Consider the following 21,501-nt stretch of genomic DNA (forward strand, 5'->3'; position numbering starts at 1 on the left):
CCATCTCAAACCTCCGTCCAAGCCGGAGGCTTCTTCGCATAGCTATCCAGATCCCGAAGCAAGGGTTCCGGCTAAGCGCTTACCGCCGAATGACAGTGTACGTCGGCTCGTCGAAGATCGAGACCGCAGCATCGGCAGATTAGCAGGTCTCACTCCAGGAGCTTCGGGCGCTTCGCGTCACGGACGCGCGTTAGCGTCGTCCGAGCAAACCGCTGGTTGGCCTCCGACTCGGATGCACGACCGGTACAGCCATGGCTCGACAAAGCTGCCGGCCCAGATGCCTCGCCCAGATCTTTCGGCGTCGTGTTGAGCGGAGGCATATTTGCCCTTTGAATAGCGCGGCCAATCAAGCGCAAATCCGTTGTGAACCAGCCAGTCCGCCAGATCAATCCCGGCCACCGAGCACGTCGCTACAGTGCGCCCGTACTGATCCGACGAGACAGGTACGCAGGTCACTGGCCTTTGCGCGATGAAGGCACTGAGTTCATTGGCGGCCTTCGCACCGCAACGATATGGCAGACTGTCCTCGCCTCGGCAAAATTGAGTGCTCTCTGGCGCATCGATGCCGGACAGCCGAATGCGGGTGCCGTGGATTTCGAGCGTGTCACCGTCAATGATGCTAGCTTGGCCGATAAGGTCGCCGGCAACTTGCGGGGTCGGAGCCGCATATAGCGTGGTCGGAGCCGCAAACCGTTCAGAGCCGCCCGTCAAGTTTGGGTCCTGCAAAGCCGGGGCGTGAGGCGGCTTAGGCGACGACAATTCAACCCCAGGCGGCGCCGCCCGCGGCCCACTCGCCACCATTTCGGGAGTACACCTCGTCGTTGGAGGATTGCCGCACGTTCTTTCGAGATCAGCCCAGCCGACACAACGGCCGTCGGGCGCACGATAGCCGGGCCCGCCGCGCTCGCCGCACGCCGCGAAGGCGCTTGGAGTAGCAAGCAGCAGGATCAAAGCCGTCCCGCTCCAGAGTCGGACATCTCTTACCACGACATGCTCCGGGGGAAAGCCAAAGCCGGTCCTCCAATCCTGCTCCCGAGGGACACCAATGGCATCCCGCGATAGGCCAAGGGATTGAATTTCCCCAAAGGACCCATCAACGACTGGATGCAATGGCCGCGGCCATCACAACGAGCAGTATGAAGCCAGCGAAAAGAAGGACTTTACGCCTCAGGGACCGCTTTGCGTCCAATCGCTGCCCACAACTCGGGCATAGTGTTCGCAGACCGAAATAGCTTCTAATTGACGGGACCTTGGCCCCGGCAAGAGTTGCGAGTACCATCAACAAGATCGTCGGCGGTCCACTGAATAATCCCGCTACGCTTGTCCCAGTTCTGACGTTTCTGCGAACGCCATGCCCCTTTGCTAGTGCCGTTCCGCAGTGATAGCAGCTCGCCATGCTCGACCTCACTATCTACATCGATAGTATGTTGTATTTCCCTTCGCGCTCGACCAGGACAGCGCAGTTCCAGCAACCGCGAAACTAATTGTTGCTGGCCATCGATCTGCGCCAACCTGACAATGGCCTCGGACCATCCAGCCAGATCGACTAGGAAGAAAAGTATCGAATGTGCATACGCCTCCTTCCGTCCGGGCCTCTTGAGCTGAGATCGTGAGCTGAGTGCCCTGCGTACACGCCGCATCGGTCGCCCAGCCGCCAAGAAATGAGCGATTGCGCGCAATTGCCTGAGGCGATTGCAGCGCTTGAGTTGTCATTGCATCCAAACGGCTGTCAGGCGGCAAATGATTAACGATCTTGAACTCTCGCAAGCCGTTGAGTGCGGTGGCGGTCCATGACGGCTCGATCGCCCCGGTAAAGCCCAAGTCTTTCAGTCGACCAATCGCAGGATCAGGCGTCGTGACGGATGGACTCGATTGGCCAACGTTTGGACTGGCTTCAGCTAGTGGCTGCGTTGGTGGCTTGACCTCACGAGGTGGATCGAGCGGTGGCACCATCGGCGGGGCGGCTGCCACCTCAACATTGCTCTTTGGAGTTTCCTGCGGAGGACGATCGACTCGCGAGGGCGTCCGTGGCGTCGAGTCCCAAAGCTGAGGAGGCACCGTGGCCTGCGTAGACATTTGGTTGGGCAAATTCACAATAGGCGGACTGCTTCCAGATGCATTCGAAGTGTTCGGAATCGCCGAAGTCGGGCTGGACGTAGATCGCGGAGAAGGAGGCGTTGGCGGCACAGAGGCGACACTTGGGCCACTACTATTCACACCGGCGACAATAAATGCGGCAAAGCAAATTACACCAAAGACCCAACGTCGAGCGGCAACATCACCAAAGACTCGTACCTTTTCGTCTGCTTCTGCTTGCTTGAATTCTACCCATATTGCTCGCGCTCGATTGGTAAGATCGGTGCGGGAACGCCCAATTTCGGCCGCAGCTGTCCTGATAGCGATTAGATCAGCCTTTAACGCGGTTTCGAGATTGATACGCCTTTGAGCAATGTCGGACTTAACTTGAGCAACGTCGCTGGGGTTGACCGGCTGGCTCGGATTAAAAACGAAGCGTCGCTCAAGATCCGACCGCCATGCCAATAGAAGACCAGCCGTTGCTGGACCGAATCCCGGAATATTCTCGATCCGCTGCCGGGAAATGTCCGCTGCAGTATCAATCCCGTTCGAACGTAACGTCGCCTTCCTCGCACTACCTACGCTTTTAATCTTCGCGTTAACGAGGCTAAACCGCTCAAGAAAATATCTAAGCTGAATTTCCCGCTGTCTGCGCGACAGATCCGCCAAGCGCCGCGCCTCTTCGTTCGGTAGTTCATTGTATTCGCGAATCTTCAGCTCAGATTGGCGTCTTGCCTCATTGAAGCGCGATACATCCCCCTCGGTTCTGTAACGCTGATCTATCTGATCCCAAGCCTGCTTGAGTTGGTGCGAGCGGGGCCCCTTGGCGTGCAGTTGCTTCGGATTTCTAAGCGCAAAGTATCCCGACGCTGCGAGAGCCCCCAGGCCTATCAAGGGTGGAACATATCCCAACCTCAAGAGGATAGCCGATACAGCGCCGCCAAGTGTTGCCAGCACGAATTGTCCCGAAGAATTATCGAGCACACCTTTGTTTTGAACACTAGGCGTGCTCTGAACTGCCGGCATTGCCGAATATAAGGACGGCGCCGTGCCCGGATCAGTCACCCCGCGAATCGCGGCAATGAGTTGGCCGAGATCAAGCGGCGTGGTGGTATTGATCGTGAGCGGGGACGGAAACGCGATGAAGCCCGGAATGGCCTTTTCGAGTCCGCACCAAGGGCAGTTGGGTGCTGACGAGAAGTAGAAGTGGGCCGCCGACGCACTGCATTTGACGAGCTGCGTCTCAGCTCTCTGCAAAAGGGAGATCCAGTCCGCAGGCTTGGGCCGGGTGCCATTTGTTCCGCTCGGCCCGAAGCACGCTTCAAATGCGACCGCCAGTTCTCGTGGAACATAGGCGAGCGTTGGCGCGAATGGTGGAGGCTCGGTTTGGGTGCGGGATCTATCCGACGAGTACGCAAAGCGATATTCGGCTATTGCTCGCTCTTCGGGTATATCGCCGCGACCAAGATATCGACCGGCAAATGGATGCCGCCCCAGGAACAGCAAGCTAAAGATAGCCACGCCCAATCCAAAGGCGTCGTGATTGGGTGTTCGATTTATATTCTCGAGCGATCTCCCCTGTAGCTCAGGAGGCGTGTAGTCAGGCACGCCAACCGCACAATAGAACGTCTTTGCGTTCGCCGAGAACTGAAATGAATCGCAGTCGATGAGAGTTGCGGTGGCGTCAGCGCCAACCAAGATCCCCGAGTGATTCAGGTCACCGATAACGCAGCCGGTCGAATGCACGGCGGCGACTGCACGCGCAATATTTTGCGCAGTTCGAAGCAGCAGCCTGTAATCTGCGTTTGGGAATTCATTTCGCCGACTAGCCGGCGAGTACAGTTGGTGAACCGGCTTTTGTTTCCCGATGCGATGCATCGTGAAGCCGGCGAACGTACCGCCGCCCTCATATAACGGCGATAATGGAAACGCCGCGTTGGATACCTTAGTCTGAATTCCACTCGCGACCATGGCCGCGATCTTTTGCTGCCGTTCACGCGCCTTATCGGGATGGTAAATCTTAGCCACAAGGTCCGGTTCGCCGACAATCTCGAACACAGCACCTTCACCGCCGCGTCCCAACAGCTTACCAAGCGGGACCGGCTTCCTCTGCTGATCAAATATGCTCTTGAGACGCGACATTTAGGGTTCGGCGAGCAAGTAATAGAGTTTTGTCGTCATCTGTCCTGTCGCACACCGACGGACTGTTCAAATAGTTGCAGAGATGCCGGGATAACCTACGATTCTTCCCGATCCCGCCGGGCTTGAAGCCGGAGAACATCTGGTTGAAGAAAGGAGGAAACGCGCTGCGTGTCGAAAAATTTAGAACGAGATGCTCAATGCCGTCCGTGAATACAGCGAGCTCAGACAGTGAGCCATCAATCTCATTCAGCTGAAACGACGGCTCCGGATCGTCTGTTACAAAATAGGTCGTCGACGCATACTCTCCGTGAGACGGCCAGCTGCCGACACTCCACTCATCAGAGTTTGACGTACGATAGACAGCGGCTCCATCACCGACATGGAGAACCTTGGCTGTGCCGCTCCCGACGATGCATCCGACCAAGGTCGCAGCGAAGTCGCGCGGAGTGAGCTCGGCAGACCTTGAAGTGATCTCAATCCGCCCGCGCATGTCGTCGAGCCAATCACTCGCAATTTCGCGGGATAAGCCGGCCAAAGTGCCACCGCCTTCCAAGTACCTCTTTACGCTGCGGCAGAAGGAGCGAACTATGATGCGAGAACCAATTGAAGACCGCTCGGCGGAGCCCGCCCCATCGGAGCAAACAGCAACTAGAGCGGATTCATTCTTGCCGGAAACGAATACGCACGCGCCCGCATCATCGCAACCTCTTTCAATTCGGAGATGCGATGTGCCCGTCGCGCTCGCAGCAACCCATTCCCAGCTGGGTTCGGTCATCCCGCCGTGGCCCATCCGTCCGGAGCCGTGGGATTCTGCAATGGCACTTGATCGCCTGGATTTGACTTTGAGACTGACGAAAGCGAAGCCGAGAGCCACTGGAAGAACTCTTTGAACTGGAGCCCTTTCAGTTTCAACGGCTCGCGCGTCGCAATCGTTCGTAACGTGCCAAAGTCCGCACCTTCTACGCCAACGGCATAGAACATAAATGATTTTGCAGCTTCGCCCTCGTGAACAAGCTGAGTAGCACGGCTCACGGAATCGGTTGGCGATCCGTCGGTGATCAAGAAGACCCAAGGACGATAATGCTTGACCCCAGCCGCTCGGTAAGTGGCCTTTCTATCCTTGAGCATATCAAGGGCCCGCTCGATCGCCTCTCCCATCGGGGTGGCCCCAGCACTTTCGATCCGCGGTGGATAGAAATTATGGACGGTCGCAAAATCCGACTGAACTTGAACGGGCCCAAAGGTAATAACGGCCACTTCAACCCGCTTGGCTGCCAGGCTGTCTGCCGCCAGTTCATCGCGAAAAGCCTGAAGGCCGTCGTTGAGTTGCTGTATTGGAGCACCGCTCATCGACCCAGAATTGTCTAGAACAAGGATAACGGGGCATCGATTTTCGGGATTCTCGACGAATTCTGCTGCACTGAATGGCTGCTGCGCAAAGTCGTTTTCCGACACGTTTGCCCCCCTTGATATCTATTGAGTGCAAGCATCTCTATACAATGTACGAGCCTTTACAACCAATAGAGGAGCGAGGAATCCCCATTTTCGACTAATTGAGGAGACGGCAATCGGTCGTTGCCTTTTCTGAACGTCAGCAATCGGATGCACCCCCTGCGGAGGTTCCGCCGGCCCGCTAACTCCCCATCGGGCCTCACGCAGCCGGGTCTACGCTGCCTTCCCATTTCGACGCGTGCTCGCGGTACATCGAAGCCCACTGAGGGCTCCATTCGATGATTTGGTCACTTAGGCCATCGTGAACGCGACACGGCATATCGGGATCGAACGTATCCATCGAGTTTATGCCGGATGTCCAGGATGGACGTCCTTCGGCGTCTTCTTTTCGCGCTGAGGTGTCATCTTCGCGGGACGTTCTTTCCCGGGGACTCCTGGTGGGCCGAGCTCGTCGCGTTGGATGTCATCCTCGGAGCGTTCGGGCTCCATACCATTCATGACCAGCTCGACCGCGCAAAAAATCGCCGCGCACGGCGGTGAAGTCGTTGCCCGGACAAGCGCCTACGACGATCCCTACTTCGCCTCGCCCGAGGCCGCCGATCAGCAGGGCTGGAAGAAACTGGTGCAGGAGCGCGGACGTATGGTTACCTACTCCGTCATCCAGTCGACTTTCAATCAAATCGCCGGCGAGGCCTTCCAGCGCATGATCCTGCGCAATGGCACTCCGGAAAGCGCGGTTACGGAAATCAAATCCCGTTACGCCGAAGCTCTCGCCAAGGCCTGATACGCCGCAATGCGTCGCGTCTCCGATTGGGACACGACGACGCGCGCCCGAACGGCACATTCCCGCCGCTCAGCGCCTTCATTCCATCTGCAGAACTGGCGCTTCATCGCCGTGCGCTCATCCGAAGCGAAGGCGCGGCTGCGTCCGATCGTCTGGAATCAGACCCCGCTTGGAGGAAGATCCCACCGCACCCGCGGAGCTTCGATCACTACGCTCTCATCGCCGCTAGTCGCGCAGCATTGCGAGGTACACCTGATCGAAGTCTGCCGCCTCGGCGAGGCGTACCGCTATCCCATCAGCTACCATTATGGTGCGAAAATTGGCAGCCTGAGCCCACAGATGACTTTTCCCAGACATGCCAAGAACAATCCAATTGCGAGAGCGATGAGCTGCCCAAAATGCACCTCATCCGCTTCGATATCCGGCATGATGCTCTTCGCATATTCTATGGCGAGATAGCTTTCCATTGTCCCCCCTCCGCTATTGCGGTTCACCCCGTCAGCATTCAGAAGCCGTTTTCAAGAACCTCTTCTTGGACCCGGATTCGCGATTGAAGCGCCGGGTGACGACGGTTTCGTCGCCGCCCCTTCAATCCGACCAACGCACGCTCCAAAACCGATCGAGGCATAACCTTCTCTCGTGCATCGGCCCTCGAACCGGATTTCGTCTCCATCAAGGAGGAAGCCTCGTCGCTCCCCGTTTGGAAGCGTGATGGGCCTTGCGCCAGCGCGGGTCAATTCCAGCATGCTGCTCAATTCGGCCTCGGTCGGCCCCGAAATTGTACCGGTCCCGATCAGGTCGCCAGCCTGCAAGTTGCAGCCGTTCACGGTGTGATGGGCGATCATCTGCGCCGGCGTCCAATAGAGATGGGACGCGTTCGATTTGAGAATCTCCGTCGCTGGCTCCCCTGCAGCTCTCATCGTCTTCGTCGACAGAAACACCCTGAGGCTGATGTCCAACCCGCCAAGCTCCTGGTCATATTCGTCCAGCAGATATTTCAGGGGCCGGGGGTCCCCTTCCGGGCGCTTCATCGCCGGCGTCCGAAACGGAGCGAGAGCATCTGCCGTTACTACCCACGGCGACACGGAAGTCGCGAAGCTCTTGCTTAGGAATGGGCCAAGTGGATACATTTCCCAACGCTGCACGTCTCGGGCCGACCAGTCGTTGAGCAGCGAGTAGCCGATGATCTGCTCTTCAGCTTCCGAGATCGCTATCGGATAGCCGAGCTGGTTACCACCCGCGACGTAAAATCCCATCTCCAGTTCGAAATCCAATCGTTCGGAGGGACCGAAGCCGGGCGGAGCTCCATCTACCGTCGGAGCGAGTTGTGCTGTCGGCCGGCGAACCAGACCCCCACCTATCTCCACTGACGAAGCTCTGCCGTGATACGCTATCGGCACCCATTTGTAGTTTGCGGGCAGCGGGTTTTCCGGGGTGAGCAATGCGCCTGCAGCTTTTGCATGGTGGATGCCGGCATAAAAGTCGGTGAAATTCGGTACCGAGGTTGGACGATGCATAACACACCGTTCCATCGTGACGAGAATATCCGAAGCACTCCGGCGAGTACGTTCCCCGCTGGCACCAACATCAAGTGCGTCAGCAAGTTTCTTGCGCAGCCGCCTGAGTCGTTCGCGCCCCAACGCGAAGAGCGCATTCAAGGAAGGTGCGGCGAACACCTCCTCGGGGACATCGTCTGAAAGCAAACCCAGCCTGAACGCGGCATGGAGATCGAAAATTTGATCACCAATCGCTACACCGGCAGATTTCTTGGTATCTTTGTCGCGGCTGAAAATGCCAAATGGCAAATTCTGGATTGGAAAGTCTCCCAGCGGATCATTCGCCGTGCTCACAAAGCTCCGGCGTCCCGAATCGTGAGTTTCGTCCATGAAAGTCTTCACGTGGCGGCTCCTGCCAAATTCTCCGTGCTCCTGATGCCCGTCTCGGACTGGACAAACTGTGCCTCAAACGCCTGCCGCTCAGCACTCGCCCGAACTGTCTTGTCGCTCATTGAGCCCAACCATATGGCGAGGAAGGCCAGCGGCATCGAGAACAGCGCAGGATTATCGTAAGGAAAAACCGGCGCAGCGTAATGGAAGACGGCTACCCAAACCGTCTTGCTCAGGACCACGAGCAGAATCGAACTGACCAGACCTACAATCCCACCGATCACGGCTCCGCGCGTCGTCGTTCCGCGCCAGAAGATGGCCATCGCCAGAACCGGAAAGTTGCAGCTTGCCGCTACTGATAATGCGAGCCCCGCCATGAAGGCGACGTTCTGATTCTCAAACGCGTAAGCCAGCGCGATCGCCGCAATGCCGATCACGATCGCAGCAAGCTTCGCGATGCGAACTTCGCGGCCTTCCGGTGCATGGCCGCCAGCGATCACTTGACCGTACAGATCATGGCTAATCGCCGAGGCACCTGCAAGCGTCAGACCGGCGACGACGGCAAGAATGGTCGCGAATGCGACTGCCGAAATAAAGCCCAGCAGGATTGGACCACCGAGGGCTCCCGACAAATGGACAGCCGCCATGTTCGGTCCCCCGATTAGATCAGTGATCTTGTTGAATTGTCCGTTCGCACTGACATTGAAGAAACCAACGTCAGGCATCAGAATTGCTACAGCAGCAAAACCGAACAGCGGAACCAGCAGGCAAAAATAGGCAACGCAAGTCGTCGCATAGAAGACCGACTTTCTCGCGCCAGCCGAATCCTTGACCGTAAAGAACCGCATCAGGATATGCGGCAAGCCTGCAGTTCCGAACACAAGCGCCAGCCCAAGTGAGACTGCTGAAACGGGCTCTGCGAACAGGCCACCAGGTGCTAGAATGGCCGCGCCCTTTGGGTGCACCTGACCTGCTTCAAGAAAGATACGCCCGAGACTGAAATCGAAGCGCCAGAGAACGACTAAGCCCATCAGCGTACCACCACCAAGCAACAGCAACGCCTTGGTGATCTGTACCCACGTTGTGGCCTGCATGCCGCCGACAGCCACATAAACTATCATTAGCAGCCCAACGCCTGCGACGGCGAATAAATAGTTCACGCCAAACAGCAACTGAATGACCTTGCCGGCGCCAATCATCTGCGCGATTAGATAGAATAGTACGACGACGAGGCTTCCTGTGGCAGCCACTAGACGAACCGACGTTCGATCCAACCTGAATGACGCTGCGTCGGCAAAGGTGTAGCTGCCTAGATTGCGCAAACGCTCCGACATCAGAAAGAGAACCACAAGCCATCCTGTAAGAAAGCCGATCGCGTAGATGAGACCGTCGTAGCCCGTCGTATAGATAAGCGCCGAAATTCCCAAGAATGCCGCGGCTGAAAGGAAGTCGCCGGCGATCGCGAGTCCATTCTGCACTGGGGTAATCTCATGGCCTGCCGTGTAGAAATCGGCTTTGGATTTTGTTCGCCCTGCCGATCGATACGTTATGATCAGGGTGACGGCTACGATCAGCAGGAACATGCCGATGGCTATCCAATTCGGGCCATGTGATGCCGCAATACCCGTTTGCGCGTGCACCGAGAACGGCATTGCCGTTGCTAGTGCCGCCAGAAAAATACGCGCGTTCATCGACGGGCCTCTCCTTGAATGGCCTGAACTAGACGGTCAAAATATCTGTTGGAGCGCCAAACGTAATAGCCGGTCAGAACGACGATTAGCGCGATCATTCCGAGGGCGACCGCCATGCCAAGGGGAATGTTTCCGCCAGCCATGCTCGCCCCGAGTACCGAGGGCGCAGCGGAAATCAGACCGATGAATCCGAAGAAGATCACCAGGGTGATTAGCGAAAGCCCCCAGCGGAGCCTCGAGCGGGCGGAGGCCAGTTCGCGGAATGTCGAGTTTGCGAGTATTCGATTGGTCTGTTCCGGCGACAGCGGCGCCATGTGTTCCTCCTCCGGACTTCAGTTTTTCCGAGCGCGATTCTTTGACCGCTTAGTTCATCTCAGCTGCGATTACCTGTAGGTCACTCTCAATCGAACGAGCCGACGGGATTGCGGCGGCTGAGCAGCACCTTTCTCTGCTCCATATCCTTGATGCGGGTTGGCGAAATCTTTCGCTCCGCCAGGATCTCTTCGTTGTGTTCTCCCTGGAACGCGGGGACACCGGGAGGAGGTAATGCCGAACGACTGAAGACCCATGGGTTTCCGGGCATCCGAACGGTTCCACCGGCCCGGTCGTCAACATCGACCACAGCACCCCACTCTTTCACCCAATCGGACTCGGCAAATTCGCTGACGGTGCGAATCATACCCACCGCAAGGCCCGCTTCGCTGATCTGGGTTTGCAGCTGCTCCAGACTGGAAAAGGTCGTCAGCCAGGCCCTGACCTCGGCCAAGAGAGCGGGCAAATTCTGCCGCCGAAGCTTGGCAGTCGCGAATCGCGGATCTAGCCGCAGATCGTTGCGCCTCATCATCGCGCAATACCTGGCAAAAATGGGCGAGTAGATCGGACTTGCCGCTATCGTCAACCTGCGGCCATCAGACATTTCGAAAATGTGAGACTCGTTCGCCGAAAGCGCGATGGGTTCGCCGTCGGTATCGATTCCCGACAACATTGCACCAGCTCGCTCGTTAATCGAAAGCATCGTTGCCGCCATTGATACGTCGACATGCTGTCCCTCGCCGGTGCGATGGCGATCGTGGAGAGCGGCGAGAATGGCAATCACGCCTTGCAAGCCGGTATAAACATCAGCATGACTACACGCATCGTTGCGCGGTTCGGATAGGGCGTCGCCAAAGTGCGCTTCGACAAGCGCAGTAAAGCCAGTCTCCGCCTGCACCGTCGGCGCGAACGCCGGACGATTCTTCCACGACGTCGATTGCCCGTATCCGCTCAACGAAACATAAACGATCCGGGGATTGAAGGCGCGCACGTCATCGTAGGCTAATCCAAAGCGCTTCAAGGTACCGGGACGGAAGTTTTCGACGATTACGTCGGCCTCCTTGCACATATCGGCTACGATCTCGCGCGCCTCCGCCCAATTCAGGTCCAGGCTCAGATTGCGCTTGCCAGCATTTTGCTGAACGTAATACAGACCCATGTCACCGATATGCGGCAGACCAATACGGCCCAGATCGCCGGACGGCGGCTCGATCTTGGTCACGTCGGCTCCCAGATCCCGCAGCGCCTTGGTGCAGTGGGGACCCGCGAGCACGCGGGTGAAGTCGATCACGCGCAGTCCATCCAGGGGGGCTGACATGCTCAATTCCCCTTGAACACGGCGGATGCGGGTCCGGTCGCAAAGAAGGCATCAAAGCCACGCTGCCGATCTTCGGCCTTCCAGATCATGTCGTTGATTTCCACCTGCCGAGAATCGGCAGCTTCGATTCCGCCGCGGGCCGCCAGATTTGCCTGCATCTTGACACCCTTGATGACCGCCGTCGGTCCGGCTGCAAGCTGGCGCGCCCATGTCATGGACGCCAGGGGCAGGTCGGCTTCCGGCACCACAAGGTTGATAATGCCCCATCGCTCGAAAGCTTCCGGCGTGTGCCGGCGCCCGAGCATCGAGATTTCCTTCGCGCGAGCAACGCCGGCACGCTGTGCGATGCGTTGCGTGCCACCCAGGAGCGGCAATAAGCCCACGGTAACTTCGACTTGCCCGAGGAAGGCCGTGTCGGCTGCAATGATCATGTCGCAGGTGAGCGCAAGCTCAAGCCCCCCGCCCAGCACGCCTCCGTTCAGCGCAGCAACGGTAGGAATGGGGACGTCCTCAAGCGCTCGGAGTACTTCTTCCAGACGTTCCTGATCGGCATGGACCAATGTCGTGGTGCCGAACGACTTCAGTTCGGCACCCGCGCAGAAGTGACGCATCGAGCTGCGCAGCAGGATCGCCCGACAGCCAGCCTCCATCACTTGCGAATAGGCCGCCACCAGATCGTTGATCATCACATCATCGATCAAATTGTGCGGCGGTTTGGCGAGGGTCACGATGCCCACGGCTCCATCAATTTCGTGCGTTACCGTCGTCATGGAGGCTCTCTCTGGGTCAGGTCCGGGAGGACCGCGCTGGCTCGAGCAATAGTCATTCACCCCCGCCGTTCGGCAACGTCAAATCGTGCCAATCTTCGTGTTTGAAGCTGCCAACTCCTACCGAAGCTCCCATAAAAATCGGCGACCAGCGCCCATGGCGGAGCGGGTCAAATTGTGCCATTCTGTAGAAAACAGCTAACGCTTGAGGGGAGGAATCTATGACGATGATAAGGATCGTCAGTCCGCTGTCGGCCGATCTCGATGCCCCCACCCAGAGCATGCTCGGATTGGGGGCACTGGCTGCCGAACTCGCGGCGCAAGGTGTTTCCGTGAGGGACCTGTTCGCTCGCACCGGAGTTCAGCCAGGTCATCTGGAAGACCCCCACGCTCGAATCTCGCATCGGCAGCGTGTTACACTTTACCGAAACGCGCGCATGCTGGCGAAGCATTCCGATGTAGGCCTGAGAGCCGGCGCACGACAACGGATCAGCGATTACGGCATCTACGGCTATGCCATGGTCAGCAGCTCGACCTTTGGCGAGGCGCTCAAGTTTTCCGTCGAACACGCAGCCATGGCGGGTCCAGTCGTGATGCAGATCAGTTTCCGCGTCGAAGACAACACCGCCATATTGCGGAGCCATGGCGTTCAGTCATTAGGCGATATTCTGCCATTTACCGCCGAATTCTGGCGCAGCTCGATGACATCCCTGTTCAGCCGCGTTTTAGAGGCGCCATTTCCCACGAAGCGCATGATTTTCCCCTTCGCAGCGCCGGTGCATTGGCGCAACTATGGGCGGATGTTCAATTGCCCAATCGATTTTGATGCCGATTCTATGGAGTGGCATTTTGATGCAGGGGTTCTTGATGTCCCCTGCCCGAACGCAAATCCCATCACCGCTCAAGTATGCCAACATTTCTGCGACGTCGTCATGGCCGAGCGCCCGGGTGAAACGGACCTCGTTCGTAAGATTCGGACCGCCTGTCTGAACAGCCAAAAACGCTTTCCAAAGGCAGATGAAGTCGCGGGACAGCTGGGCCTATCGTTGCGAACATTACATCGGCGACTGGCCAACGAGGGCCTCTCCTATCAGGAACTTCTGGACAGCATGCGCAAGTCTGTAGCGATGGAGTTTCTCGAAAACACCCATTTGTTGATCGATCAGGTTGCGGAACGCGTTGGATTTGCCGACGCGACCAGTTTCCGCAAAGCGTTTAGAAAGTGGACCGGCCACTCTCCGACCGACTATCGACGCGCCGGTTTAGATCGCGTATCGACCTGATGCTCGGCCGAACGCGCTCGCAAAGCATGGAAAGCTAGCCGGAGGCCCACGAAAGAGGCCGAGAAGTTCGGCCTCCTCCCGTCGAGGTCTTCCGTTGTCGGCTCAGCAGACACGCGGCCCGCGCTCTGGTCGAGTTTCCCTGAAGTAGATCGACCTTGCAATCTTTCGCTACAGCTTCAGTTGACCCTGCGCTCATATCCCTTCCAATAGCGCTCACGCAGCAATCGCTTCAATATTTTCCCGGACGGATTGCGAGGAAGCTCGGCCACGAATTCGATCGACTTCGGGATCTTGAACCCTGCTAGACGTCTTCGCGCGAAATGCAGTATGCCCGCCGGATCCGGCGAACGATCCGGCTTCAAGACGATGAGGGCCTTGACCGCTTCACCCCACCTTTCGTCCGGCACACCGATGACGGCGACATCGGCGATATCCGTATGCCCGTACAAGGCGCTCTCGATCTCGGCGGGATAGACGTTCTCTCCGCCGGAAACGATCATGTCCTTCAAACGATCGTAGATGTACAAATAGCCGTTCTCATCGAGAAACCCGGCATCGCCGGTATGCAGCCAACCGTTCCGGAGGGTTCTCGCGGTGTCGTCGGTCCGATTCCAGTATCCCCGCATATTTTGCGATGAGCGACATACGACCTCCCCCACCTGTCGAGCCGACAGCGACTTTCCCAAAGCGTCGATGATCCGCAGTTCGACGCCTTCGATGGCGTGGCCACACGACCTCAGGAGTTCGTCATCGCCCGCGGAGTGGTCTGTGTCTCCCAGAACGGTGATGACACCGGTCGTTTCGGTAAGGCCGTACACCTGAAAGAACCCCGCATACCTGAACACGCGGAGCGACTTTCTAAGAAGTTCGAGCGGTATCGGGGACGCCCCGTAGATAATTTTCCTCAGCGAGGAGAGATCAAAGTTCTCGACGTCGCGCTCGGCCAGCATCGCCAATATCATTGCGGGAACGAGGAACGTGATCGTAATCCGATCACGTTCTATCGCTTCGAGCACCACTGATGGAACGAACTCGCGAAGCACGACCGTCTTGAGGCCGGCCATCAGACCGAGCACACCGGTACCGACGCCCGCGATGTGGAACAAGGGCATCGCAAGCAGCATCACATCGTCAGACGACCACGCTTTCCAGTCCTCGAGCGACTGCAGTGGAAAGTTTGCATGGGAAAGCTGTACGCCCTTCGGATAACCGGTCGTGCCGCTGGTGTATAGCTGCAAGCAGACGTCGTCGGCGCTGACCGGCAAGCCCGGTTCAGACAAGGGTTGAGCATCGCGCCACTTCAGGTAACGTGAATCCAGCACGATGATTTGCCGAATGGTATCAAGCTGATCCTGGATTTCAGCGATGATCTTCTCGAACGCTTCGCCGACGAAGAGAATTTCGGTTTGGGCGTCGTTGACTGCGAAAGCGATTTCGGGAGGTGCGAGCCTTGCATTGATCGGAACCAGGACGGCGCGGACCTTGGCCGCACCGAGCAGCACCTGAAAGAAGATATCCGAATTCCTGTCGAGAATGGCAACACGGCTCGCCGGTCGCACGCCCGTCGCCACGAGGCCGTTGGCGACCTGATTGGATAATTCGTCCAGCGCCCGATAGCTTGTCTCGCGCCCTTCGAAGATCAGGGCGATCGCGTCTGGAGTACTCGCCGCGTAACGTCGCGGAATTTCCGCGATCGTGACGATCGGCGTTGACCGCAAGGACCCTTCCGATTTGGCCATTCATCCCTCCCATTGCTATTTTTGGAGCAGGATGGTCGCCGAGGCGCTTCGCGCGTATCTAAATTCTGAACTACCGTTATTCAGCGTGGAATGACCACTGCACGCTCATGCATCTTTGAACACGAGCGATCGGAACACTTGAAACGCCCTCAAGCCTTGCGCTTGGTCGCTCTTGAATTTCGGGGGATGCCTGCAAGCCACTCCTTGGAGGCGGCGAATTCTGCTTCCAGAAATCGCCTGACTTCTCGGGTCAATTTTCTCAGGTCGCTCTCGCGCCTGCGGAGCAGCCATACGTTCATCGTCACCGTCTCCTGCGGCAATACCTGAACCAGCCCCTCGGCCTGCGCGAACGGTACAGCAAGGAGCGCAAGCCCGAGCCCGCAACCGGCGGCGGCAAAGTGATTGGCCACCGGATTGACCCGAATGACGCTGCGGATACCCGCCGCTTCCGAGAAATACTCCAACAAATGCCTCTGATTGGGCCGAACATTGCGGAACGATACAAAATCGGCCGTATGGCCGATGATGTCGTGATCCTTCAACTCGGGCAATGACCGTGGCGCGGAGCGTTCGGCAAGATACTGCTCAGAAGCGAATATCCCCATCGGCACGTCCGCGACTCGCTTTCCAATGAGATCGTTCTCGCCAGGGTCTCCCATCCTGATGACGTAGTCGAGATCGCTGGTCGCCACGCTCTGCTGGTTTACGGTGGAGACAATTTCCAGATAGATCCGGCTATTGCGCCGCCGCAACTCCTTCACGCGTGGCAGAAGCCAATGCTTGGTCATGCCTTCGGTCGCCGATATCCTGATCACAGATGATCGCTGCCCGACCCGCGAACGCAGATCGCGCTGAAACGACTCGAACGCGAGCATCATATCTCCGGCCGAGCGTTGCAGGTCCTCGCCTTCCTGCGTCAGCTTCACGCCGGACGAGGCGCGAAAGAACAGGGGAGCAGCCACGTAACGTTCCAACTCCTTGAGACGCCTGCTCAACGTCGGCTGGCTCATACCCAACTCGTGCGCGGCGCGATTGACGCTTCCGGTCCTCGCGACCACGGAAAACAAGCGAAACAGGTCCCAGTTTGCTTCGGTCACGCTTTCGTCCTTTGCACAGGCGCTTTGCATTCTCGGCTGCCGGGCACCAGCGGAGCCTGGAAGCACGGGTGAAAACACAGCGGAGCGCAATCGTTATTCAATATTGCAATCTCCGTTCAACAAAATCGCCATGGCCTTCTTCGCGTCAGGGCTGAATATGCCGATATTCAATATTCGAAACAGTGGACACCAGCGATGCCAAAGGTCACACTAGCAGCGATCAACGATTTCATAGGCCAGGATCTCGGCAAATCCCATTGGGTCACTGTCGACCAGTCCATGATCGACCAGTTCGCGGCATGCACTGGAGATAGACAATGGATCCACGTTGACGCAGATCGGGCGAGCAAGGAAAGTGCTGCAGGCGGCACCATTGCCCACGGCTTCCTGAGCCTGTCGTTGATTGCACCTTTGGGCATGGACCTGGGGCTCGCGCCGGTTGATGCATCTGCCGTCTTGAACTACGGCCTCGACAAGGTCAGATTCCTGACGCCGGTAAAATCGGGCAACCGCGTTCGCCTTCAGCTCTCCATGACCAGCGTCGAACCGAAAGACAATGGGCGCCTGCTGATCAAGGGCAACGCCGTACTCGAGATCGAGAACAGCCAAACACCAGCCCTGATAGCCGAGACGCTGACCTTGGTCGTCCCCTAGCGCTTCATCGTCGACCGTAACAGCACAAAACCCACGGCGGCTGGACAGCGACGTTCACGAAGATGACAGCACCGAAGTCAGGCCACCGTCGACGGCAAGGATCTGCCCGGTAATGTGCTTACCGGCATCGCTCGCGAAGAGTACCGCGGCGCCTTTCAAATCGTCCCCATCGCCAATGCGCCGTAGCGGAGCGCCCGCGGCGAGCTTTTCGACTCCGACCGCTTCGATCGTGCCTTTCGTCATCTTCGACGGGAAAAAGCCGGGCGCAAGAGCATTCGCCGTAATCCCGTACCGGCCCCAGCTACCCGCCAGCGCCCGCGTGAAATTGACCACCGCCCCCTTGCTCGTGTTGTAGGCGACCGTCTGCATATCACCGGAACTTCCAAACAGACCTGCAATCGACGCAAGGTTGATGATGCGGCCATACCGGTTCGGAATCATCGAGTGCTTCGCTATCTGTTGGCTCAGCAGGAAAAGTGAGCGAACGTTCAGGTTCATCACCTTGTCCCACGCCTCGATCGGATGATCTTCTGTCGGCGCGCCCCAGGACGCACCCGCATTGTTCACCAGAATGTCCACCCGCCCAAGCTTCTTGATCGTTTCTTCGGCAAGCCGCTTGACGTCCTCGTCCTTGGAATTGTCGGCTGCGATCCAGTCCGCCTCGATGCCGAGACCGGCAAGATGAGCCTGGGCTTTTTCCAGATCCGGCGCCTTTCGGGACGAGATCACAATCCGCGCTCCTTGCTCGCCTAGCGCCTCGGCGATCTGCAGTCCGAGGCCGCGGGAGCCACCTGTAACAAGGGCGTTCTTGCCGGTGAGATCGAATGCCTTCTTGACGCTACCCATAACTATATCCTCAAACCTGGAGCGACGTTCTGCTGCGCGGTTCCGCCGGATCTCTATCTCCCGCGGAACACTGCCGAGCGGCGTTCCACAAACGACTGGATGCCTTCTTTCATGTCCTCGCTGCTGAAAACGCGATCCTTGATCTTCGGGATGTAATCGATCGCAGCTTTTTCGCCGGCTTCGATATATTTCAGCGCGGCTTCCTTGGTCACCTGAATGCCGATCGGAGCGTTCTTCGCGATCAAGTTCGCAATCTCCATTGCGCGGTCGATCTGCTGCCCGGGAGCCACGACTTCCTGAACAAACCCGATCTTGTGCGCGCGCGCCGCACTGAACTCGTCGCACAGGAACAAATGATACATCGCATCCCCCCACCCTGCGCGCGTCAGATATCTGAAATGGGCGCCGCCAAGCGGTGCGATCCCGCGCTTGGATTCCATCTGGCAGAACCTGGCGTCGTCGGCCGCCACGACAATATCGCCAGCCAGCATCATTTCGATGCCGATCGTGAAGCAGATGCCCTGTACCGCCGCCACAATGGGCTTGCGGCATCGGCTCTTCAGCGCGAATGCATCGATGTTGCCCGGCTTGATTTCCGTGTTCTCGGCCTTGGGTCCAAAGAATTTCGGCATATCAAGCCCGGCCGTGAAATCCGGGCCCTCGGCACAGAGCACCCCGACCCAATAATCGTCCGTCCGGTCGAGAAGCGTCATCGCATCCGAGAGCTGCGCCATCATCTGCGGACTGAAGGAGTTCTTCTTCGCCACGTTGTCGATGATGATCTTGAACACATGCCCGTGCACCTCGGTGCGGATCTGGCCGACCTGGGTCTTTGTCTCGCTCATTTTCTTACCTCCCAATTGCTACGGGCGACCGCGCAACGACACGCAGGCCCCCGGTCGACCAGCGCGCAGCCGATCAGCATTGCCGGCAGTTTGGAACGGTCATCGAAACGTCGGCTACAAAACATTTGGATAGCCGTTATTCAACGGCGATGAAGCGGCCTCGCATCCACTCGTCGCTCAGCTCAAAACTCCGAACGCGGCCCGTTCGAAGGGCATCAGTTCATCCGTCTGGCCTTCACGCACCTTGACCAACCACTGCGGATCTTGAAGCAGTGCCCGGCCGACCGCGACCAGATCGAACTCCTCGCGTTCGAGGCGCCGGATCAATTCGTCGAGCGAGGCCGGCCGCGAGCTCTCCCCGCCATAGGCAGCAATGAACTCGCCGGTCAGACCGACCGAACCGACCGTGATCGTCGGCACGCCCGTCACCTTCTTCGCCCACCCCGCGAAATTGAGATCGGACCCGTCGAACTCCGGCTCCCAGAAGCGACGTTGCGAGCAATGCAGCATGTCGACCCCTGCATCGACCAGCGGCTTGAGCCAGGCTTCCAGCGCACGCGGCGTGTTGGCCAGCTTCACCGCATAATCCTGCTGCTTCCACTGGCTGATACGAAGCAAAATCGGAAGCTCAGCTCCGACCGCTTTGCGCACGGCACGAACGATATCGGCGGCAAACCGCGCCCTGCCGGGCAGGTCCTTACCGCCATATGCGTCCTCGCGTCGGTTGGTCCCGTCCCAAAAGAACTGATCGATGAGGTAGCCGTGCGCTCCGTGCAGTTCGACGGCATCGAATCCCAAGCGCTTCGCCGCAAGCGCCGCATCGGCGAAGGCCCGAATGGCGTCCGCGATATCCTCTTCGCTCATCGGCTCGCCAAACTTCTTCTCCGGTCGCGACAGACCGGACGGGCTGTCGTACGCGCCTGGAGGCGACCAGTTCTCGGCACGCGTACGAACGGCTCCGACATGCCAGAGCTGCGGCGCCATCAAGCCACCCGCGGCATGCACCTCTTCGACCACGCGCCGCCACGCCGCGAGCTCCTTTTCCCCGTGAAAGCGGGGAACTTTCGGATCGTTGAGGGATGCCGGACGATCCACACCCGTGCCCTCCGATATGATGAATCCCACGTTTCCTTCGGCGCGGCGGCGGTAGTACTGCGCGACCTCTTCGGTCACGATTCCACCCGGAGAGAATGAGCGCGTCATCGGCGCCATGACCACGCGGTTCGGCAAGTTCAGATTTTTGAGCTTGAAGGGCCGGAAAAGTGGATCGGTCAACATTTGATGCTCCACAGTAAGCGAACAGCTTTGCTATTCGGCGATGCTGTCTCGCCAGTTGGCTCGCGAAGGAATGCGGCGATCCCAATGGGACCGGATCGGATCATTCCGATCCCTCTCAGAAATCAGGGTTCAATTCCCCTCCGCGCTAAGCACATCCCCGAACTGCTCCCACGAACTTCCAGTCCAGCGCTGCAATTGCAGCTGCGTATACGCCTTGCTGTTTTCGGGCCCTGTGTTGATGGTAATGCCCGGTATCGCAGTCGGCAGCGACAGACCGCGTATGCTTCGGGATTGCTTGACGATGTTCTCGCGCGAAAGATCGTTTCCGCACTGCTTGAGCACCTGCTCCAGGAGCTGTCCTTGCTGCGTACCGAACAGGTAGTTAGCATCTCCGATGTCGGCGCCCGGCAGGTACTTCGCGAAATGCTCGCGGTACCATTTGATGCCGGGGTCACCGGTCCACTTCTTGTCGTCCGGATCTTTGGTGATCGTCGCCGCGACGATGCCCACGGCCTTTTCCGGCCCCGCGGGGACGATCGTCGAAGAGACCGAGCTCGAAACGAAGTTGATCAGGAACAGCGGCTTCCAACCAATCTCATCGGCCTTCTTGATAGCCTGGGCCGCGAACTTCGGCGTTCCGGCGACCAGGAAAGCCTCTGCGCCTGACGCCTTCAACGACACGACATGGGAATCGATCGTCGGCTCGGTGACCTCATACGACGACACCACAACCTTTTTGTCGAAGCCTTCTTTCAGATAGCCTTTGAATGCATTGACGAAGTCCTTACCCAGATCGTCATTCTGATACAGGATCGCTATCTTCGCATCCGGGCGGGTCTGAGTGATGTATTTCGCATAGATCCGACCCTCGGTGTCGTAGCTCGGCAACCCAGTCGTGGTCATGGGAAATTCAGCGAAATTGGTGAACTTGGTGACTCCGCTGACGACGAAAAGATGGGGCACTTTCTTTGCGTTGACATACTTGATGGTGGCGCTGATGCCGGGTGTGCCCAGCGGACCGAACAGGAACGCCACCTCGTCGCTTTCGATAAGCTTTCGGGTCTGCTCTACCGTCTTTGGCGGACTGTAGGCGTCGTCGTAGGTTATGAGGTTGATTTTTCGCCCGTTGATACCGCCGCGATCGTTGATCGAGTTGACGTAGGCGATCAGGCCCTTGCCGGTATTGCTGAGCGGCGAAGCAGGGCCGCTGAACGGGAAAGTCGCCCCGATCTTCACCTCGGATTCGGTAACCCCAGGGGTTTCCGCATGCGCCGGCATGCAGGCTATCGATGCCGCGAGCGCGGCCGCAATCGTGGTCTTCCTGAACATTG

At 58.1% G+C, this 21,501-nt stretch carries 19 protein-coding genes and 1 pseudogene; 4 read left to right on the top strand and 16 right to left on the bottom strand.

The window, feature by feature from the left end; translation table 11 throughout:
• Positions 1-177 precede the first annotated feature (177 nt).
• From XI09_RS34465 to XI09_RS34480, 4 genes are all read right to left on the bottom strand, one after another.
• Positions 178-801, bottom strand: a complete 624-nt coding sequence (locus tag XI09_RS34465) for a thermonuclease family protein (RefSeq protein WP_333939159.1) — start codon at positions 799-801, stop codon at positions 178-180.
• Positions 802-1,407: 606 nt separating this feature from the next.
• Positions 1,408-4,218 (bottom strand): helix-hairpin-helix domain-containing protein, encoded by a 2,811-nt coding sequence (locus XI09_RS34470; protein WP_271570845.1) that lies wholly within the window; start codon positions 4,216-4,218, stop codon positions 1,408-1,410.
• Positions 4,193-4,993, bottom strand: a complete 801-nt coding sequence (locus XI09_RS34475; RefSeq protein ID WP_271570846.1) for a PP2C family serine/threonine-protein phosphatase — start codon at positions 4,991-4,993, stop codon at positions 4,193-4,195. Before XI09_RS34475 ends, XI09_RS34470 begins: the two co-directional genes overlap by 26 nt.
• A complete protein-coding gene (locus XI09_RS34480) occupies positions 4,990-5,673 on the bottom strand; it encodes a vWA domain-containing protein (RefSeq protein WP_271570847.1) in 684 nt (227 codons plus the stop codon). Before XI09_RS34480 ends, XI09_RS34475 begins: the two co-directional genes overlap by 4 nt.
• A gap of 493 nt (positions 5,674-6,166) precedes the next feature.
• On the opposite strand from XI09_RS34480, the gene XI09_RS34485 reads away from it, so the two are divergent.
• Both XI09_RS34485 and XI09_RS34490 read left to right on the top strand, forming a co-directional pair.
• Positions 6,167-6,454, top strand: a complete 288-nt coding sequence (locus tag XI09_RS34485) for a hypothetical protein (protein WP_271570848.1) — start codon at positions 6,167-6,169, stop codon at positions 6,452-6,454.
• 69 nt (positions 6,455-6,523) lie between these two features.
• Positions 6,524-6,616 (top strand): annotated as a pseudogene (locus tag XI09_RS34490) (nitroreductase family protein); the annotation flags it as partial.
• A gap of 143 nt (positions 6,617-6,759) precedes the next feature.
• Here XI09_RS34490 and XI09_RS34495 read toward each other — a convergent pair.
• The 6 genes from XI09_RS34495 to XI09_RS34520 form a co-directional block, all read right to left on the bottom strand.
• Entirely contained in the window at positions 6,760-6,921 is a 162-nt protein-coding gene (locus tag XI09_RS34495; protein ID WP_271571006.1) for a hypothetical protein, read from the bottom strand.
• Between the two features lie 51 nt (positions 6,922-6,972).
• A complete protein-coding gene (gene fahA / locus XI09_RS34500; protein WP_271570849.1) occupies positions 6,973-8,352 on the bottom strand; it encodes a fumarylacetoacetase in 1,380 nt (459 codons plus the stop codon).
• Positions 8,349-10,031: a cation/acetate symporter ActP gene (gene actP / locus XI09_RS34505; protein WP_271570850.1), complete on the bottom strand. Its 1,683-nt coding sequence runs from the start codon at positions 10,029-10,031 to the stop codon at positions 8,349-8,351. The genes fahA and actP overlap by 4 nt, the downstream gene beginning before the upstream one ends.
• Positions 10,028-10,345: a DUF485 domain-containing protein gene (locus tag XI09_RS34510; RefSeq protein ID WP_271570851.1), complete on the bottom strand. Its 318-nt coding sequence runs from the start codon at positions 10,343-10,345 to the stop codon at positions 10,028-10,030. The genes actP and XI09_RS34510 overlap by 4 nt, the downstream gene beginning before the upstream one ends.
• Positions 10,346-10,431: 86 nt before the next feature.
• Positions 10,432-11,661, bottom strand: a complete 1,230-nt coding sequence (locus tag XI09_RS34515; protein ID WP_271570852.1) for a CaiB/BaiF CoA transferase family protein — start codon at positions 11,659-11,661, stop codon at positions 10,432-10,434.
• A gap of 2 nt (positions 11,662-11,663) precedes the next feature.
• Positions 11,664-12,431, bottom strand: a complete 768-nt coding sequence (locus tag XI09_RS34520; RefSeq protein WP_271570853.1) for an enoyl-CoA hydratase/isomerase family protein — start codon at positions 12,429-12,431, stop codon at positions 11,664-11,666.
• Between the two features lie 218 nt (positions 12,432-12,649).
• Here XI09_RS34520 and XI09_RS34525 point away from each other — a divergent pair, with 218 nt between their 5' ends.
• Positions 12,650-13,711 carry an AraC family transcriptional regulator gene (locus XI09_RS34525; protein ID WP_271570854.1) on the top strand — a complete coding sequence of 354 codons (1,062 nt, stop codon included), beginning with the start codon at positions 12,650-12,652 and terminating at the stop codon, positions 13,709-13,711.
• Between the two features lie 176 nt (positions 13,712-13,887).
• On the opposite strand, the gene XI09_RS34530 is transcribed toward XI09_RS34525, so the two are convergent.
• The gene (locus tag XI09_RS34530; RefSeq protein ID WP_271570855.1) at positions 13,888-15,450 is read right to left on the bottom strand and encodes a fatty acid--CoA ligase; all 1,563 of its coding nucleotides are present in this window, start codon (positions 15,448-15,450) and stop codon (positions 13,888-13,890) included.
• Between the two features lie 149 nt (positions 15,451-15,599).
• Positions 15,600-16,547 (bottom strand): LysR family transcriptional regulator, encoded by a 948-nt coding sequence (locus tag XI09_RS34535; protein WP_271570856.1) that lies wholly within the window; start codon positions 16,545-16,547, stop codon positions 15,600-15,602.
• A gap of 195 nt (positions 16,548-16,742) precedes the next feature.
• On the opposite strand from XI09_RS34535, the gene XI09_RS34540 reads away from it, so the two are divergent.
• Entirely contained in the window at positions 16,743-17,201 is a 459-nt protein-coding gene (locus XI09_RS34540; RefSeq protein WP_271570857.1) for a MaoC family dehydratase, read from the top strand.
• A 54-nt stretch (positions 17,202-17,255) separates the two neighbouring features.
• Here the strand turns inward: XI09_RS34540 and XI09_RS34545 are convergent, their stop codons facing one another.
• From XI09_RS34545 to XI09_RS34560, 4 genes are all read right to left on the bottom strand, one after another.
• Positions 17,256-18,047, bottom strand: coding sequence for an SDR family oxidoreductase (locus XI09_RS34545; RefSeq protein ID WP_271570858.1), 792 nt, complete (start codon positions 18,045-18,047; stop codon positions 17,256-17,258).
• Between the two features lie 53 nt (positions 18,048-18,100).
• A complete protein-coding gene (locus tag XI09_RS34550; RefSeq protein ID WP_271570859.1) occupies positions 18,101-18,892 on the bottom strand; it encodes a crotonase/enoyl-CoA hydratase family protein in 792 nt (263 codons plus the stop codon).
• Between the two features lie 177 nt (positions 18,893-19,069).
• On the bottom strand, positions 19,070-20,170 hold the full coding sequence (locus tag XI09_RS34555) for an NADH:flavin oxidoreductase (protein WP_271570860.1): 1,101 nt from the start codon (positions 20,168-20,170) through the stop codon (positions 19,070-19,072).
• Between the two features lie 129 nt (positions 20,171-20,299).
• Positions 20,300-21,499: an ABC transporter substrate-binding protein gene (locus XI09_RS34560; RefSeq protein ID WP_271570861.1), complete on the bottom strand. Its 1,200-nt coding sequence runs from the start codon at positions 21,497-21,499 to the stop codon at positions 20,300-20,302.
• Positions 21,500-21,501 lie beyond the last annotated feature (2 nt).

Source organism: Bradyrhizobium sp. CCBAU 11386, assembly GCF_028128955.1.
Lineage (GTDB): Bacteria > Pseudomonadota > Alphaproteobacteria > Rhizobiales > Xanthobacteraceae > Bradyrhizobium.

Coding starts and splice junctions, on each gene's coding strand:
- XI09_RS34465 (WP_333939159.1), bottom strand. CDS start 801: ATGGTGGCGAGTGGGCCGCGGGCGGCGCCGCCTGGGGTTGAATTGTCG.
- XI09_RS34470 (WP_271570845.1), bottom strand. CDS start 4,218: ATGTCGCGTCTCAAGAGCATATTTGATCAGCAGAGGAAGCCGGTCCCG.
- XI09_RS34475 (WP_271570846.1), bottom strand. CDS start 4,993: ATGACCGAACCCAGCTGGGAATGGGTTGCTGCGAGCGCGACGGGCACA.
- XI09_RS34485 (WP_271570848.1), top strand. CDS start 6,167: ATGACCAGCTCGACCGCGCAAAAAATCGCCGCGCACGGCGGTGAAGTC.
- XI09_RS34495 (WP_271571006.1), bottom strand. CDS start 6,921: ATGGAAAGCTATCTCGCCATAGAATATGCGAAGAGCATCATGCCGGAT.
- actP (WP_271570850.1), bottom strand. CDS start 10,031: ATGAACGCGCGTATTTTTCTGGCGGCACTAGCAACGGCAATGCCGTTC.
- XI09_RS34510 (WP_271570851.1), bottom strand. CDS start 10,345: ATGGCGCCGCTGTCGCCGGAACAGACCAATCGAATACTCGCAAACTCG.
- XI09_RS34515 (WP_271570852.1), bottom strand. CDS start 11,661: ATGTCAGCCCCCCTGGATGGACTGCGCGTGATCGACTTCACCCGCGTG.
- XI09_RS34520 (WP_271570853.1), bottom strand. CDS start 12,431: ATGACGACGGTAACGCACGAAATTGATGGAGCCGTGGGCATCGTGACC.
- XI09_RS34525 (WP_271570854.1), top strand. CDS start 12,650: ATGACGATGATAAGGATCGTCAGTCCGCTGTCGGCCGATCTCGATGCC.
- XI09_RS34530 (WP_271570855.1), bottom strand. CDS start 15,450: ATGGCCAAATCGGAAGGGTCCTTGCGGTCAACGCCGATCGTCACGATC.
- XI09_RS34540 (WP_271570857.1), top strand. CDS start 16,743: ATGCCAAAGGTCACACTAGCAGCGATCAACGATTTCATAGGCCAGGAT.
- XI09_RS34545 (WP_271570858.1), bottom strand. CDS start 18,047: ATGGGTAGCGTCAAGAAGGCATTCGATCTCACCGGCAAGAACGCCCTT.
- XI09_RS34550 (WP_271570859.1), bottom strand. CDS start 18,892: ATGAGCGAGACAAAGACCCAGGTCGGCCAGATCCGCACCGAGGTGCAC.
- XI09_RS34555 (WP_271570860.1), bottom strand. CDS start 20,170: ATGTTGACCGATCCACTTTTCCGGCCCTTCAAGCTCAAAAATCTGAAC.
- XI09_RS34560 (WP_271570861.1), bottom strand. CDS start 21,499: ATGTTCAGGAAGACCACGATTGCGGCCGCGCTCGCGGCATCGATAGCC.